Source organism: Faecalibacterium sp. Marseille-Q4896 (assembly GCF_017377615.1).
Taxonomy (GTDB): domain Bacteria; phylum Bacillota; class Clostridia; order Oscillospirales; family Ruminococcaceae; genus Faecalibacterium; species Faecalibacterium taiwanense.
The window spans coordinates 709,197-725,286 of sequence record NZ_JAFREG010000001.1 but is presented as its reverse complement, the minus strand read 5'-3'; the positions used below and the strand labels follow the sequence as shown (position 1 = coordinate 725,286).

20 protein-coding genes are annotated in these 16,090 nt (G+C 51.0%); 17 read left to right on the top strand and 3 right to left on the bottom strand.

What is annotated here, in order from left to right; all coding sequences use genetic code 11:
- The first annotated feature begins 68 nt into the window (after window positions 1-68).
- From ade to J3348_RS03630, 13 genes are all read left to right on the top strand, one after another.
- Window positions 69-1,808: an adenine deaminase gene (gene ade / locus J3348_RS03690; RefSeq protein ID WP_120080749.1), complete on the top strand. Its 1,740-nt coding sequence runs from the start codon at window positions 69-71 to the stop codon at window positions 1,806-1,808.
- A gap of 157 nt (window positions 1,809-1,965) precedes the next feature.
- Window positions 1,966-2,124 (top strand): binding-protein-dependent transport permease, encoded by a 159-nt coding sequence (locus J3348_RS03685; RefSeq protein WP_097774963.1) that lies wholly within the window; start codon window positions 1,966-1,968, stop codon window positions 2,122-2,124.
- 84 nt (window positions 2,125-2,208) lie between these two features.
- On the top strand, window positions 2,209-2,568 hold the full coding sequence (locus J3348_RS03680; protein ID WP_242702846.1) for a GNAT family N-acetyltransferase: 360 nt from the start codon (window positions 2,209-2,211) through the stop codon (window positions 2,566-2,568).
- Window positions 2,569-2,665: 97 nt separating this feature from the next.
- Complete coding sequence (locus J3348_RS03675; protein ID WP_207698318.1) at window positions 2,666-3,148, top strand: peptide-methionine (S)-S-oxide reductase; 483 nt, start codon at window positions 2,666-2,668, stop codon at window positions 3,146-3,148.
- Window positions 3,149-3,165: 17 nt separating this feature from the next.
- Entirely contained in the window at window positions 3,166-3,885 is a 720-nt protein-coding gene (locus tag J3348_RS03670; RefSeq protein WP_097774715.1) for a DUF554 domain-containing protein, read from the top strand.
- A 28-nt stretch (window positions 3,886-3,913) separates the two neighbouring features.
- Window positions 3,914-4,174, top strand: coding sequence for a hypothetical protein (locus J3348_RS03665; RefSeq protein ID WP_097782054.1), 261 nt, complete (start codon window positions 3,914-3,916; stop codon window positions 4,172-4,174).
- Between the two features lie 53 nt (window positions 4,175-4,227).
- Window positions 4,228-4,719 (top strand): HD domain-containing protein, encoded by a 492-nt coding sequence (locus J3348_RS03660; protein ID WP_005922554.1) that lies wholly within the window; start codon window positions 4,228-4,230, stop codon window positions 4,717-4,719.
- Window positions 4,720-4,721: 2 nt separating this feature from the next.
- On the top strand, window positions 4,722-5,234 hold the full coding sequence (locus J3348_RS03655) for an NUDIX domain-containing protein (RefSeq protein WP_005922551.1): 513 nt from the start codon (window positions 4,722-4,724) through the stop codon (window positions 5,232-5,234).
- Between the two features lie 138 nt (window positions 5,235-5,372).
- The gene (locus tag J3348_RS03650; protein WP_207698317.1) at window positions 5,373-6,566 is read left to right on the top strand and encodes a Fic family protein; all 1,194 of its coding nucleotides are present in this window, start codon (window positions 5,373-5,375) and stop codon (window positions 6,564-6,566) included.
- Window positions 6,567-6,587: 21 nt separating this feature from the next.
- A complete protein-coding gene (locus J3348_RS03645) occupies window positions 6,588-6,998 on the top strand; it encodes a (deoxy)nucleoside triphosphate pyrophosphohydrolase (RefSeq protein ID WP_207698316.1) in 411 nt (136 codons plus the stop codon).
- Between the two features lie 123 nt (window positions 6,999-7,121).
- The gene (locus J3348_RS03640; protein ID WP_097785024.1) at window positions 7,122-7,505 is read left to right on the top strand and encodes a type II toxin-antitoxin system PemK/MazF family toxin; all 384 of its coding nucleotides are present in this window, start codon (window positions 7,122-7,124) and stop codon (window positions 7,503-7,505) included.
- Between the two features lie 60 nt (window positions 7,506-7,565).
- Entirely contained in the window at window positions 7,566-7,802 is a 237-nt protein-coding gene (locus J3348_RS03635) for a hypothetical protein (protein WP_005922522.1), read from the top strand.
- A gap of 323 nt (window positions 7,803-8,125) precedes the next feature.
- Window positions 8,126-9,211 (top strand): hypothetical protein, encoded by a 1,086-nt coding sequence (locus J3348_RS03630; RefSeq protein ID WP_207698315.1) that lies wholly within the window; start codon window positions 8,126-8,128, stop codon window positions 9,209-9,211.
- 122 nt (window positions 9,212-9,333) lie between these two features.
- Here J3348_RS03630 and J3348_RS03625 read toward each other — a convergent pair whose 3' ends face one another.
- The 3 genes from J3348_RS03625 to J3348_RS03615 all read right to left on the bottom strand — a co-directional run bounded on the left by J3348_RS03625 (window position 9,334) and on the right by J3348_RS03615 (window position 11,262).
- On the bottom strand, window positions 9,334-9,768 hold the full coding sequence (locus tag J3348_RS03625; protein ID WP_097774722.1) for a helix-turn-helix transcriptional regulator: 435 nt from the start codon (window positions 9,766-9,768) through the stop codon (window positions 9,334-9,336).
- 71 nt (window positions 9,769-9,839) lie between these two features.
- On the bottom strand, window positions 9,840-10,319 hold the full coding sequence (locus J3348_RS03620) for a sigma-70 family RNA polymerase sigma factor (protein ID WP_242702845.1): 480 nt from the start codon (window positions 10,317-10,319) through the stop codon (window positions 9,840-9,842).
- A 142-nt stretch (window positions 10,320-10,461) separates the two neighbouring features.
- A complete protein-coding gene (locus tag J3348_RS03615; protein WP_207698313.1) occupies window positions 10,462-11,262 on the bottom strand; it encodes an SDR family oxidoreductase in 801 nt (266 codons plus the stop codon).
- Between the two features lie 298 nt (window positions 11,263-11,560).
- Here J3348_RS03615 and J3348_RS03610 point away from each other — a divergent pair, with 298 nt between their 5' ends.
- The 4 genes from J3348_RS03610 to J3348_RS03595 all read left to right on the top strand — a co-directional run bounded on the left by J3348_RS03610 (window position 11,561) and on the right by J3348_RS03595 (window position 16,005).
- Window positions 11,561-11,818, top strand: a complete 258-nt coding sequence (locus J3348_RS03610) for a hypothetical protein (RefSeq protein WP_207698312.1) — start codon at window positions 11,561-11,563, stop codon at window positions 11,816-11,818.
- On the top strand, window positions 11,784-13,838 hold the full coding sequence (locus J3348_RS03605; RefSeq protein WP_207698311.1) for a TIM-barrel domain-containing protein: 2,055 nt from the start codon (window positions 11,784-11,786) through the stop codon (window positions 13,836-13,838). Before J3348_RS03610 ends, J3348_RS03605 begins: the two co-directional genes overlap by 35 nt.
- Window positions 13,839-14,009: 171 nt before the next feature.
- Complete coding sequence (locus J3348_RS03600) at window positions 14,010-15,527, top strand: DNA methylase (protein WP_207698310.1); 1,518 nt, start codon at window positions 14,010-14,012, stop codon at window positions 15,525-15,527.
- Entirely contained in the window at window positions 15,508-16,005 is a 498-nt protein-coding gene (locus J3348_RS03595; RefSeq protein WP_207698309.1) for a hypothetical protein, read from the top strand. The genes J3348_RS03600 and J3348_RS03595 overlap by 20 nt, the downstream gene beginning before the upstream one ends.
- The last annotated feature ends 85 nt before the right edge of the window (window positions 16,006-16,090 follow it).

The window sequence follows — 16,090 nt, the reverse complement described above, 5'->3', positions numbered from 1 at the left end:
GTGGTAGAATAAGGGCAGAACCAATCCACAGGTGAGAAAATCGAACTTCAGAGAGAGGAGATGTTTCTATGCAGTCTGATGAGCTGAAACGCCGGATCTCGGCAGGCAGAGGAGATGCTTTGGCTGATCTGGTTTTGAAAAATGCCAGAATTGTCAATGTGTTTACCGATGAGATCGACACCGCTGATATTGCCATCAGCGGAAATTCGATCGTGGGCGTGGGCACGTATCATGGCCGGAAAGAAGTTGATCTGCACGGCAAATATGTCTGCCCGGGCCTGATCGATGGGCATATCCACATCGAAAGCTCCATGCTCTGTGGTCCGGCTTTCGAGCAGGCAGTGCTGCCCCACGGTACCACTGCGGTGGTCACAGACCCACACGAGATCTCGAACGTTGCGGGGCTTGAAGGCTTGGACTTCATGCTGGAAACGACAAAAAATCTGACCCTTTCGGTTTATTTCATGCTGCCCTCCTGTGTGCCGGCCACGGATCTGGATGAATCCGGCGCGGTGCTGAACGCAGAACAGCTGCGGCCTTACTACGGCGATCCCCGCGTGCTGGGGCTTGCGGAGCTGATGAATGCCTACGGGACGGTGCGCTGTGACCCGAAGATCCTGCAGAAGATCAGCGACTGTACCGAAGCGGGAAAGATCGTGGATGGCCATGCACCGCTCTTGAGCGATAAGGACCTGAATGCTTATATTGCGGCAGGCGTTCAGTCTGATCACGAGTGCTCCAACATTGAGGAAGCCATGGAAAAATTCCGGCTCGGACAATATATCATGATCCGGGAAGGAACGGCTGCCAAAAATATGGAGGCCCTGATGCCGCTGTTTCGGGAGCCTTATTGCAGCCGCTGCATGCTGGTGACGGATGATAAGCACCCCGGTGACCTGCTGGACAACGGACACATCGATTCCAACATCCGTAAAGCGATCCGGTTGGGGGCGGACCCGGCAGTGGCCGTCAAAATGGCGACGCTGGTTCCGGCACAGTATTTTGGGTTCAAGCAGCACGGTGCCGTGGCACCGGGGTATGCTGCCGACCTCATTGTAGTATCGGATTTTGAATCCTTTACGGTCGAACAGGTTTACAAGAACGGCACGCTGGTGGCCGAGCACGGAAAAACGCTGAAACCCGCACCGCTTGACATCGACCGTGTGAGATTTTCCCACGTTATGGATTCCTTTGATCTGGATGAGATCGCACTGCAGGACCTGGAACTTCGGGAAAGCGGGGAGCAGGAGCGTGTCATCTGCCTGAACCGGGGCGAGCTGCTTACGGAGGAAAAAATCATCCCGTTCCAACGGCATCCGGGCAAAGCTCCCGGTGTGGACCCGGAACACAACATCGTAAAACTGGCTGTTTTTGAGCGGCATCATCACTCCGGCCATGTGGGCATTGGCTTTTTAGGAAACTTCAGCCTGAAATGCGGAGCCGTTGCATCGAGCATCGCACATGATTCCCATAACCTGATTGTGGCAGGGGACAACGATGCCGATATGATGCTGGCCGGCAACACTGTGCGGAAAAACAAAGGCGGACTTGCGTTTGTGGCAGATGGACAGGTTGTGGCAGAACTTGCGCTTCCGGTGGCCGGATTGATGAGCACCGAAAGCGCAGAGAGCGTTGCGGCGAAAATGCAGGCGCTGAACGATGCCCTCAAGGCACATGGTGTAGCGGAAGACATCGGCATTTTTATGACCCTCGCCTTCGTCAGCCTTCCGGTCATTCCCAAACTCAGACTGAATACATACGGCATCATCGATGTAGCGCAGCAGAAAGTCGTTCCGGCTGTTTTTTAATACGCGATAACAAAAATACTGCCGGAGACCGACCCGAATGGTCCGTCTCCGGCAACAGAACAGTTCGTTCCTACTCTTAGAAACGAGCCGCATCAAGAGAAAAATTGACGGAAATTCTTATTTGATAAATCGGAATTTGACAAAGGAGTGTGATTATATGGGTAAAGCGATTTTGGCAGCAATCGTTACATTGATTGTTGGTTATTTAGGTACGGTCGTAGGACTTGAACTTTTAGGTAATTGGGTTGAGTTTGGATTGCTCATTGCTATTGCAGTAATGGGTGCTTTTATCATCTACTTCAATGACAAGAAGTAAGACAACTTCGCATTTGTGGAAGTTATAAAGGGGTGCATCATGGAAATCGAGTATAAATAAACAAAAGATTTCACGGCCGATGAATTGCAGAAACTGTTTTTATCCGTTCACTGGGAATCCGGCAATTATCCAGAAAAACTTGTCCATGCGATGCACAATTCCACACGAGTTATTTCTGCGTGGGATGGTGATAAGCTGGTCGGGCTGGTTCGCGCGCTTGATGATGGAGAAACAGTCGCATTTTTGCATTATCTTTTGGTGGACCCTGCTTATCAGGGACAGTACATTGGAGATGAGCGGATGAAACGGATCATGAGTTTCTATCAAAAGCTTCTGTATGTGAAAGTTATGTCGTCTGATCCTAAAACGATCCAATTTTATGAGCGATATGGCTTTCAACAATATGATAATTACTCTGCAATGGTGCGGAAGCACTTTTTGTGAGTTGGTATGATGGATCGATTTGCAGCTAGCAAGGAAACCGTAAGGAGTACAGAGCATGGATGCAAACTGTACCAGTAAAAGAAGGAAAGTCAAGAGTATGGAAACGGTATACATTGCAGGCGGGTGCCTTTGGGGCGTCCAGCATTTTTTTGACACGGTGCCCGGTGTACGGACGACCGAAGCCGGGAGAGCCAACGGAACAACAAACACGCTGGACGGCCCGTATGATGGATACGCAGAGTGCGTTAAAGTGGTCTTTGATGAGAAATGTACCAGTGTTACAGAGCTTATGGAGCATCTGTTTGAAATCATCGACCCGTACAGCCTGAACAAACAGGGCGTTGATGTTGGAAAAAAGTATCGCACGGGGCTTTACAGCACAAATCCCGGACATCTGGAAGAAGAAAGAGCCTTTATTGACAGCAGGAAGGACCGGGATAAAATCGTTGTGGAAGTGCTGCCGCTGACGAATTACGTCCGGAGTGCAGAGGAGCATCAGCATCATCTGGAGCGGTACCCGGAAGATTGCAGCTACTGTCATATCCCGGATGAAGTCTTAAACAAATACAGGAATCAGTAAGCAAGGGAAAAACGAAAATGCGGGGATTGGGAACGATCATCAATGCGCTGGCCATTGTGATAGGCGGTGTGCTGGGTATTCTGTTCAAACGCTTTCTGAAAGAGCGCTATCAGGATACAATCATCAAAGCCACGGGCTTTTCCGTGGTGTTTCTGGGAGCGGCGGGAACGCTCTCCAAGATACTGACGGTTAGGCCAGACGGAACTTTGAGCACCGGTGGCTCTATGGTCATGATTCTATCGCTGGCGTTGGGTGCGCTGCTGGGTGAACTTATTGATCTGGATGCACAGTTTGAACGCTTTGGCGAGTGGCTCAAACACAAGACTGGCAGTGACGGCGACAACCAGTTCGTCAACGGCTTCGTGTCGGCATCCCTGACGGTGAGCATCGGGGCCATGGCCGTCATCGGCTCCATTCAGGATGGCATCTACGGCGACCATTCCACGCTGGTAGCAAAAGCGATTCTGGACTTTATCATTGTGCTCATCATGGCGTCCTCCATGGGCAAGGGCTGCGTGTTTTCATTTATTCCGGTGGCAGTGTTGCAAGGTGCCATGACGGCTCTTGCGGTAGTGCTGTCCGGCTTTATGACGGACGCTGTGCTGAACAATCTCTCGCTGGTAGGAAATATTCTGATTTTTTGTGTGGGCATCAATCTGGTATGGCCAAGAACCATCAAGGTGGCAAACCTGCTGCCGTCCCTTCTGGTTGCAGTGGCGCTGACGGGGATTTTATGAATCGGAATTTGTAGAGGAGTGTGATTATATGAAAAACAATAGCCCACAAAAGCAGGCTGCCATTTCTTGGATCATTTTGATGATAGGAATATTGCTCGCAGTAATAGGAGCAATGACGGCAAAGGAGTACAGAGTAAACCTATGCCTGCTAATCGGTGCAATGGTTGTTGTTGGTGGTATTGTATATCATCTCACCATGATGAAATGTCCTTATTGCGGTTGCTCGCTTGTTGGTTATAGGCCGATCCCTAAAGAATGTCCAAAGTGTCATAAAAGATTTGAAGAATAAGTTCGCGTTTATCAAGGTGAACATTTAAGTATTAAAAACGGGAGTGAAAACAAATGATGACCATTGCACAGATCATGGAAAAGATGATCGCCTTTTCCGAAGGGAATATCCATGACATCACGCACCTGAGCTGCGTGTGGACCTATGCCAAAACCATTGGTGAGCTGGAGGGGCTGGACGCAGACACGCAGTTTATTCTGGAGGTGGCGGCCATCACCCACGATATCGCCTGCCCGCTCTGCCGCAAAAAGTACGGCAACACCAATGGTAAATATCAGGAGCAGGAGGGTGCCCCGCTGGTGCGGGAGTTTTTGGCGGATACCGGCATGACGGCAGAACAGATCGACCGGGTGGCCTATCTGGTAGGGCACCACCATAGCCCGGCGCAGATCGACGGCATTGACTATCAGATTCTGATTGAGGCAGATTATATCGTCAATGCGTCCGAAAGCGGGTACGACCAGCAGGCAATCCGAACCTTTATGGAACATACGATGAAGACGGCAGCAGGTATCCGGCTGACGAAAACAGTGTTTGGAGTGTAAAAATGATTCAGAAGCATTGCTTTGAATGCGGTACGGCATTGATTGAAAAAGAACTGGAAGAAGAGGGCATTGTGCCTTATTGCCCGAAATGCCAGCAATACCGGTTCCCGATGTACAATGTGGCAGTCAGCATGATTGTTGTGGATGAGGAAACCGGGAAAATTCTGCTCATCCAGCAGTACGGCAAGCCCTCTTATATTCTGGTGGCTGGATATGTGAACCGCGGTGAGGCAGAAGAACACGCCGTGGTGCGGGAGGTCCGGGAAGAAACCGGGTTGGAAGTAGAGCACCTCCGATTCAACCGTACCAAGTTTTTTGAGCCGTCTAACACGCTGATGTGCAACTTTACGGCTTTCGTCAGAACCGCAAAGGCGTTGCATATCAACCACGAAGTGGACCGCTGCAAGTGGTTCACCCCACAGGAAGCCAGAGAAAACATCCGTCCCAACAGCCTTGCAGCGGAATTTTTGAATGCGTATCTGGACGAAGTGGGGAATAAGCCGATGGAGATGTGATTCGTGGCTGTGCCGCGGGAATTTTGACGGAGAGTATGGAAAAAAGTTGGTTCGGCCTGTTTCGGTTGACTTTTTTATAAAGAATTGGTATATTGATACTATATAGTATCAATAAGTATCAATTGCGAGGTGGACAGAATGGATGGGGCACAGTTTGCCAAAATGCTTTCAGATAAGCATTTGTTTGAACTCAATCGGATGGAATACAAGTACTCGACTGTCAGCGTCAAAGAATTTGCCGAATTGCTGCGGCAAAACTTTGCGCAGCCTCTGCCGTTGACTGATTTTTCTGGAAATAAGCTGTTTTACCTGCCGAACCTCGCGCAAATTTCAACAAATGGTATGAAGCAGTTGCTCTCTGTCCCTGTCAGTGGACAAAACTTCGGTTTGTCGGCGATGACCGAGGAAATTTATGCTACTTTTCAAATTGAAAGTATCCGCTCGACCCGCAGCAGTATCCGTTATATCCTCGATGGTTATGCCCCTCGTGATGAACAAGAAGCCCGCATCTATGGTATGAAGCGCGGACTGGAGTTTATCGCGAATCGTCAGAATAGGATCACCGAGGAGAATCTGCATTACCTATATCAGATCAGCACAGGGGATTATCTCCCGGATGAAGATCGATTACTGCCAAACCACTTTTATCGGCATGGCGAGGTTTTTATTGTAGGCGGTGAAGAACCCAGACCGGGACTTCCGGCAGAGCGGCTTCCCGGTGCCATGAAATGTCTTGTCGATTTTGCGAATGCCAATGACGGCATCAATGAGCTGCATAAGGCTGCCATTCTGCACTTTGCCTTTGCGTACTACCACCCCTATTTTGACGGGAATGGACGCACTGTACGGCTATTCCACCTCTGGTATCTTGTTCAGCAGGGCTATCCTGCGGCACTGTTCACGCCGTTTTCCCGATACATCGCTGAAAATAAGGGCGCATATTACAAAGCCTACGAACGCGTGGAGAGAAATGCTCTGATTTCCGGCTATACGGATGTGACTCCCTTTCTGTTCTACTTCTGCAATGAGGTCTATAACCGCCTGCAGGTGGATGCAGTCCCGCCGAAAACTGATCTTGAGGTATATCAAACTGCTCTTGCGGGAGGAAAAATCACAGAAAAAGAACGGCTGCTCTGGGAGTATGTCCTGTCTGCTTATGGTGCAGAGGAGTTTACCACAAAGCAGCTGGAAAAGGATTTCCGAAACGCTGCGTATGCAACCATTCGGACGTTTGTGATGAAATTCCATGAGATGGGGCTGCTTACTGCAAGAAAAGCAGGAAACAGGGTGTTCTATCGTGTCGGTGGTACTTCTGACGGTCGGCCATTATAATGAATCCAAAAGGGGAACGTTATGAAAACGATTCGTGTTGTGGCCGCTGTGATCTGCGACTCCATGCAGGCAAAACGCAAAATCTACGCCACTGCCCGCGGTTATGGCGACTATAAAGGCCAGTGGGAGTTTCCGGGCGGCAAAATCGAGCCGGGCGAAACCCCGCAGCAGGCTCTGAAGCGGGAAATCGAAGAAGAACTGGACACGGAAATTACTGTGGGGGATTTAATTGGTACACTCGAGTACGATTATCCGGCGTTTCATCTTTCCATGGACTGCTTCTGGTGTGAAGTGGTTTCCGGCGATCTTGTTCTGAAAGAAGCGGAAGCTGCACGGTGGCTGACGAAGGAGGAGTTTGATTCCGTTCCGTGGCTCCCGGCGGATCAGACCATTTTGGATGTTATCAGAAGCTCAATGGTAAAGAAAAAGTGACTCACTTGAATTTTGCAGCATAATCTGACCATGGAACCGCACGAATAAAAACAATGCCCTCATAGTTGAGAGGATTCGTAAATCTTCTTGGCTATGAGGGCGTTTCATTCCACGGGGATTTTTATGTTACCGAACAATTGGAGATATCTCAGAGGGGACATCTACTATGCAGACATGGAGCCGCATATCGGCTCGGAACAGGGCGGGAAACGCCCTGTGGTAGTTCTGCAGAACAACATTGGAAACCGTCATTCGCCTACATTGATCGTTGCAACTGTTACCACCCGGACGGAAAAGAAGAAAAACCAGCCCACCCATGTGCTGGTGGATTCCAACCCGGCCTTTGAAGAACCGTCCATGATTCTTCTGGAGCAGATCTTCACAATCGATAAATCCCGCATCGAACGCTTTATGGGCTATGCCAGCAAGGCTGAAATGCTCCGCATTGATATGGCTTTGCTGGTCAGTCTGGCTCTGAACGTTCTGAGCGGAAACCGCAGCGAATAGCGGACAACCAGTAACCCGTAAAAATGAGGTGATAGCGATGTAACCGGAGGTGAGTGAGCCATGCGAAAGAGTGCCCCCATTGAAGTGGTGGTACATTACCCCAAAACGAAAGAGGGATGGGACGAACTCGGAAAACGGGTCGCAACCGCCCACGCCAACTATGTGATCGAAAAAATCGACCGTCTGAACTGCCCCACATGGCAGAAGCTCGAATTGCTGCAGGCGGTGATCGATACTACCAAAGGAACTTACAAACCCAAGGAACACCAAAAGCCCGGCTGGCAGCCGAGCCGATAAACAAAGCCCCACGCTCAACATATGCTTTTCTGCTCTCACCAGAGACGGTCAGATTCAGAGGCAGTGTTGAGCGTGGGGCTTTTTGTGCTACATAAGTCTTTTGAAATGCGGCTGACACAACAAAGCTGTTGATTGCTGGCAGCCAATATGGTATCCTATGGCATTGCATAACACTCAAAACAGTTTCGCTTTTTGCTGAAAGAGCGTATCGAAACCGTCCTGATGGAGCAGCAGAAAAAGCTTTTTGAAAAGTAAAAGCTCTTGCGTCCCGTGAAAAAAGAAGGTAATATAAATACAGAGCAAGACACAGAACGCAGGGAGGGATGAAAATCATGTTTTACGAGATCATGCACCGGGAAAGCTGTGTGGCACAACTCAGCACGACAGGGGAATGCAAGATCTGCCTCGAGGATTTCATGCCCTATGATCTGGTTCTGGTGGAATCGGATGATTTTGACGAGCGCATCAATAATGTAACGAACTTTTACTATTGGTGCGCCTCCCGGATGCTGACGTTGGATCGCACTTACGCCAAGGAAATCCTGAACAGTATCGGTGCATCTCAGAGTGTTACGGACAGGGAACGAGCACAAATCGCATTATCCTACCATTGTCTGTCTTTGCTGGATGTGTTCTGGGTGAAAGAAGAAAACGAGAAGATTCGATTCGAGGATATCAACCTTTTTGCACACTCCTTAAGCAATGCGCTTGTGGATATTGCGCTGCGGGGGCACCAAATGACGGTGACAAACGCCCATCTTCTGGCAAATGACCTGTCTACGGGCGGCTTGTACCCCAAAGCATGGGTGCGCAAAGAGGATGGATTCTATCTTTACAAGGATGGCGGCAGGGATGCGGTGGAACGTGAAGTGCTGGCAAGCAAAATCTGCCGGTGCTTTGACTGCCATCAGATACTGTATGAGCAGGGAATGTTTGAAAATGAGCCGGTTTCTATCAGCAAAATCATGACATCTCAGCGATACAGTCTTGTGACCTATGCAGCCTATGACGTCTACTGCACGAACCGTGATTGGAATACGCTGGATAAGATCTTAGAGCTGGATGCTCCCGGCTACTATATGATGAACATTCTGGATTATCTGGTGGGCAATACTGACCGTCATTGGGAAAATTGGGGTCTGCTGGTAGACAACGAAACCAATCAGCCCATCCGTCTGCATGACCTGATGGACTTCAACCGGGCGTTTCAGCAGTACGACACGCCAGAAGGCGCAAACTGTCTGACCGTGGGAAAACGCCATCTGAGCCAAAAAGATGCTGCAGTGGAAGCGGTGCGGAACATCGGACTGAACCAAGTCCGTCAGGTGGAGCACACCGTATTCTCCGAGCATCCGGCATGGAAAGCAACGTTTGAAGAACGACTGCGTGTTTTACGGAACGCCATGTAAGTCAGAGCAAATATCAGAATAATTGAAACAGAATGATTCCATAACGAAAGCCCGTCTGCGCTGCCACATATCGTGGCTTGCAGACGAGCTTTTTCGTTTGACCGGAGAAAAATTACCATACCTCACATGCGAAGCATAGATGGAAAATCGGAACCAAGGTTTTCCACCAGATGGCAAAAGCACTTCTGACTGATGGTCTTTTGTCCACTCTCCCAGCAGCGGATGCTTGTCCGGCTGACCTTTGCGTGGTCGGCAAGTTGCTGACGGTTCCAGCCTTTTGCCTCCCGGTATCTGCGGAGGAAGGCTCCTCCGCCCCGGTGCAGAAACAGGGTGTAGTCGTCCAGAATATCCTCCACCGGGATGCCGTAAAGGGCGGCGAGCTTGTCCGCAAGTTCGGGCGTGAAGCTGCGGTGAAATGCGCCGCTTTCCAGATCCCGATAGAGCCATTCCTCCATGCCCACCATGGCAGCAACCTCTTTTTGCAGCAGGTCAAGACCATAGCGGCACCAACGCAGACGGTCCCAGGGGTCCGGGATGCCGGCGTAAGAATGGTACATACGGTAGAACGCCTGCGCCTCTACGGTAGTGCGGGGGCCTGCCAAAGTTACCTGCAAGATGTATAGAGGGGTTAGACCACAACCCTCACATGATACCTTTTGAAGTAGAAAAAGGTGACCGCTTTCCTGAGCCCAGAAAACCCATTTTGACGCATTTGCGCTGCTTTGAAAAATGAGTGGGTTCTCTTTTCCATCTGAAAGTGCGCTGGGGAGAGGATAGCATTTTCAATGCACCGGCTGGCGTAGGTGGAAAAGCGTGCCCGACGGTCAGAGTCGAAAGTATCCACCGCTTTCATCAGGCCGATGGTGCCGATGGAAATAAGGTCGTCCTGATCGCCGGGCAGGGCGTAGTATTTTTTTACGATGTGTGCCACCAGACGCAGATTGTGCCGGATCAGTTTTTCCCGTGCGGCAGGGTCACCGGCACGCAGTGCGGAAAAGGCTTCGGTTTCCTCCCGGGCAGAGAGGGGCCGCGGAAAGCTGCCGCTTTCCAGATGAAGCGCCAGAACCAGAAACTTTGTGGCAAAAAATTGCAGAAGAGATAAAAACATGCCGACCCCTCCCCATAGTATCATAAACGGTTACTGTAATTTATGAAGGAGGGCTTGCCTTTTTTCCGGACTCCGGGGAGAACAACTCTGCTTCGTTGTCCACAAAATACGGATATAGCAGCTTTGCGGAGCAATGCGCCTGTTACCCATATATTTTCCCCACGATCTTTCCGCGTGCTGCGGCAGGCAGGAGCTTGCACAAAAGGCTCAGGAATTTATACTGTGCACCGGCAACATAAACGACTGCCGGGTTCTTTTTCTCCACAATACCGGCGATGTACCGTCCAATGCGTGCCGGGTCCATGCCGTTTTGTTCGTCGTGCTCCATCTGACTGACGCTCCGGGAGATGCGCCCGCCGTATTCTTCATCGCCGAGAATGCTTTTCTGACGTGCTTTTGTAAATCCGGTGCAGATGTCACCCAATTCTACGACGGTAACATGGATGCCGTAGGGCTTGACTTCGTTTGCCAGAGCGTAAGAGTAAGAAGAAACGGCGGCTTTGCTTGCAGAGTAGAAGGTCTGGAACGGAATGTGCGCTACGGCAGCAACAGAGCTGATGTTCACAATATGCCCCTTCCCTTGATGGCGCATGAAGGGGAGAACTGCTTTATTTACAGTGACTGTCCCGAAAAAGTTCACATCAAACTGCGCTTTGGCTTGCTCCATGGACGTAAACTCCACCGCACCGGAAATGCCAAAGCCTGCACAGTTGATCACTGCATCAATTTTGGTCTCTTTTTGGATGACCTGCTGCACAGCGGCGTTGACCGCATCTTCATCGGTCACATCGACAGACAGATGGGTGACACCCTCCATAGGGATATTTCTGCGGCTGAACTCATAGACGATGCAGCCATTCTCCTTCAGAGCGGATGCCGTGCACCGTCCGATGCCGGAGCTTCCTCCGGTAACGATGACGACTTTGTTGGTTTCTCCCGCCATGATTTTTCCTCCTGAAAATGTTGATCTGGTTCGAGTATACCGCATCGCAAGACGACTGTCTATACGGATAGCCGGATTGTGGAAAAGTACAGGAATCAACTTGCGCAAATTTTTACGCAGATTGGCCTCTCTTTTTTACACAGCCAATGCCAATTAGCGCTTGAAATCGAAATGCTGCGCAAGTATACTATACTAGCGATGCTGTACAAGCTTGATCAAAAATCAGTATGCCAGTTGACCATAAAAGACATACCAGAATTGAAGTGCGCGGCAGAATCAAAACCCTACGAGGATGAAAATGAAATTCGATAGAAGGCTTACAGATGAAATCTACACTTCCGATACGGTAAGGCTGGGAAAAAATGCATTTCAGGCCATGCGGGAGACAATCTATCATAATGGTGGTGTTTCGTTTCGCGGTGCATCGGGCGAGATGATTTTGCATCGTTTGGATTTAAAGAAAATTTTTATCTCGACAGGATCAGCATGCGATTCAAAAAACAGAGGAGAGATATTTTACTATGATCTACAAAAAGCAATACGGTCAACCGTTTGATACCGAAAGTGTAGTGGGTTCTTTTTTGCCCATGATGGAAACGATACCCTATCTGACCAAGGAGCCGGATGGCTTCTCCTATGCCATGGAACCGCAGGATGTCCTGTATGGTCTTGGCGAAAACGTCCGTGGTATCAACAAGCGCGGGTGGGTGTACGAAAGCAAATGCTCCGATGACGGCAACCATACCGAGGGCAAATCCTCGCTGTACGGTGCTTATAATTTTATGATTGTGTCCGGCAAGGATACATTTGGCTTTTTTATTGACTACCCGGGCAAGGTCACCTTTGACTGCGGCTACACCGACCTGGATACCTTGCGGGTCACGGTGGCCGAGGAAAATTACGATCTCTACATCATTGAGGGCGAAAGCCTGACCGATATTGTGCACCAGTTCCGCCAGTTGGTGGGGCGCAGTTATATTCCGCCCAAATGGGCTTTTGGCAACGCCCAGAGCCGCTGGAGCTACATGAACGAGGACGAGGTCCGCGAGGTGGTGGCAAATTACCGTGCCAATCATATGCCGCTGGACGCTGTGGTTTTGGATATCGATTACATGGAGCGTTACAAGGACTTTACGGTGGATGCGCAGCGCTTCCCGCGTTTTGCAGACTTTGCCGCCGAGATGAAAGCGCAGGGCATCCATCTTGTCCCCATCATCGATGCAGGAGTCAAAATCGAAGATGGATATGATGTGTACGAGGAAGGCGTGAAAAACGGCTACTTCTGCACGAATCAGGATGGCACCCCCTTTGTAGCCGGTGTGTGGCCGGGACGGGTACACTTCCCCGATATGCTCAACCCGGAAGCCCGTGCTTGGTTTGGCAGTCAATATAAAGTTCTGCTGGATCAGGGGATCGAGGGCTTCTGGAATGATATGAACGAGCCTGCTATCTTCTACGCAGAGGAAAGACTGAAAAAGACCTTTGCTCAAATTGAGAAATACAACAAGCAAAACCTGGATATTTCCAGCTTTGGTGCTTTTACCGGCATGGTGGCAGGGCTTTCCAACAACGAAAACGATTATAAGCTGTTCTACCACAACACCAAACAGGGGCGTATGCGGCACGACAAGGTACATAATCTTTTTGGTTATAACATGACCCGTGCGGCAGGCGAGGCTTTTGAGCGGCTGGAGCCGGACAAGCGCATTTTGATGTACTCCCGTTCTGCCTGCATCGGGATGCACCGGTATGGCGGCATCTGGACCGGCGACAACCATTCTTGGTGGAGCCACATTCTGCTTGCGCTGCACATGATGCCCTCCCTGAATATGTGCGGCTTCCTGTACGAAGGCCCCGACATTGGCGGCTTTGGCAGCAATACCACGGAGGATCTGGTGCTGCGCTGGTACGGCATGGGCATCTTCTCTCCGCTGCTGCGGAACCACTCTGCCGACGGCACCCGCCGGCAGGAGCCCTACCGCTTTAAGAACAAGGCTGCCTTTGCTGGTATTTTACAGCTGCGCTACCTGCTGCTGCCCTACATTTACAGCGAGTACATGAAAGCTGCCCTGCACAACGGCATGTACTGTATGCCGTTGGCGTTCGCCTTCCCGGAGGACGACTTTGCCCGCCGGGTGGAGGATGAGGTGATGATCGGTGAAAGCCTGTTGATTGCCCCGGTATATGAGCAAAATGCCCGTGGTCGGTATGTTTATCTGCCGGAGGAGATGCTGCAGGTGCGGGTAAAGTGCAGCGAAAGCAACCGCATCGAAACCAGCGTGCTGCCAGCAGGCCATCATTACATTCCGGTGGAGCTGGATGAAGTGGTGTTCTTTATGCGCAAGGGACACCTTCTGCCCCTTGCCAAGGACGGCAAAAAGATCCAGAGCGTTGCCGATGTGGATTTTGAGGATCTGCGCCTGCTTGCCTATGCTCCCGATGGTGCATCCTATGAATACTATACCGATGACGGCGAGACAAAGGATTATGATAAGCCGGAACATTTTGTGCATATCACGCTGGATGCGGATGGAAACGCAAAGAGCGATCGTGCTACGGTCAAAGTAGAAGGATAATCGTCAGTCATTACGCAGTTCCTACAGAGTGACAGCGTTTCAGCTTGAAATGCTGCCACTCTTTTTTGTTGTCTATATCACAGATAAAATAGCCATTCCATCTTGAAAACAGCGTAAAGATTTATTATAATAAGATAAATAGTTGTAGCTTTTGCAAAGGAGGGCTGAAGTATGGCAGCGCCGCGCACCTATCTGGCAATCGACCTGAAAAGTTTCTATGCCTCGGTGGAGTGCGTAGACCGCCATCTGGACCCTCTGACCACCAATCTCGTGGTGGCAGACGCATCCCGCACCGAGAAAACCATCTGCCTTGCGGTGTCGCCCTCCTTAAAGGCCTACAAGATACCCGGCAGAGCACGGCTGTTTGAAGCCGTTCAGCGGGTGAAAGAGGTCAACGCCCAGCGGCTGCAAACTGCCATCCGGCAGAAAAAGGCAGTCCGGGGAGAGGATGGAAAATACCACTTTGCCAGCACCTCTTTTGATGCCAATGCCCTGAACGCAGACCCGGCGCTGGGCTTGAGCTACATTGTTGCACCGCCCCGGATGCAGCGGTATCTGGACGTTTCCACCCAAATCTACAAGACCTACCTCAAATATGTGTCCCCGGCGGATATCTACCCCTACTCCATTGACGAGGTTTTCATTGATGTGACGGGCTATCTGCCCTATTACCACATGAGCGCCCACGAGCTTGCCATGACCATGGTGCGGGAGGTGCTGACCAACACCGGCATCACCGCAACGGCAGGCATCGGCACCAACCTCTACCTTGCAAAGCTGGCCATGGACATTGTGGCAAAACACATCCCGGCGGACAAGGATGGTGTCCGCATTGCAGAGCTGGACGAGCAGTCTTACCGGTATCTGCTGTGGAACCATCGCCCGCTTACCGATTTCTGGATGACCGGCCCTGGTACCGTCAAGCGGCTGGAAGCCCACGGCATCTACACCATGGGGGACTTGGCACGGTTTTCCATCCACGGGGAAGATCGTCTGTATGAGATTTTCGGCGTGGATGCGGAAATCCTTATCGACCACGCATGGGGCTACGAGCCCTGCGGCATAGAGCAAATCAAAAGCTACAAGCCCAGCACCAACAGCATCAGCGAGGGACAGGTGCTTTCCACTCCTTATCCGTATGATAAAGCAAAACTCATTGTCCGGGAAATGGCAGAGATTCTGATGTTCCGGCTCACCGAAAAGAAGCTGGTGACGGAATCCATCACCTTGGAGATAGGCTACGACCGGGAGAACGTGGACAAGGGCGGCTACCGTGGTCTGACCCAGACCGACCGCTACGGCAGAACCATCCCCAAGGCAGCTCACGGCACTGTCCGATTTGATGCCCCTACCAATCTGGGCAGCATCCTCATCAGCGAAAGCGCAAAGCTGTTTGAGCGCATCACCGACCCGGCGCTGACGGTGCGGCGCATCACCATCAACGCCAACAAGGTCACGCCGGACGAGGGCTTCTATCAGGTGGACTTTTTCACCGACACCAAGAAGCTGGAAAAGGAGAAAAAACTCCAGCAAGCCATGCTGGGCATCAAGAACAAGTACGGCAAGAACGCCGTGCTGAAAGCCAGCAGCTACGAGGAAGGTGCCACCATGCGCCAGCGCAACGCACAAATCGGCGGGCACAGTGCAGGAGATTCGGCGGGAGGTTCAGATGGAAAACTACAAAAATAGCAAAATCGGGCGGGATACCGCCCAAAAGTACGGGGACATCCTAGAGATGGAACGCCCCCAGACCGAAGAATCCCTCTGCAAGCACCCCCGCATGACCCTTCAGAACCGTGCCAAGATCTTCTCACCCTTCTCTCCGCTGCGGGGCTATGACGAGCAGCTTGCCGCAGAAAAGCAGCGCACCGAGCGGGTGACCAAGCGCATTTTGACCGAGGAAGAAATGTCGGCTCTGTCCGATCGGCTGATGCAGGTCACCAAGGGCATGACCATCACGGTGCGGTATTTCAAAGAGGATACTGCCCACCCGGAGGTTCCCGCAGTGGGCAACTACCTCACCCTGACCGGAAAAGCAGACCGCATCGACCCGGTGTTCCGCACCTTGCAGGTGGGAGACACCGTGGTGCCCTTTGAGGATTTGGTGGAGGTCAGCGGGGAGGGTATCATGGACATTGATGTGTATCTGGGCATCGGGGAAGAATGAGATGACAAAAAATGCAGAAAGAGATGTTTATAGGACAGCTCTTTCAGTAAAATGACCTCAGAAGAAGCAAAACACACTTCAGACG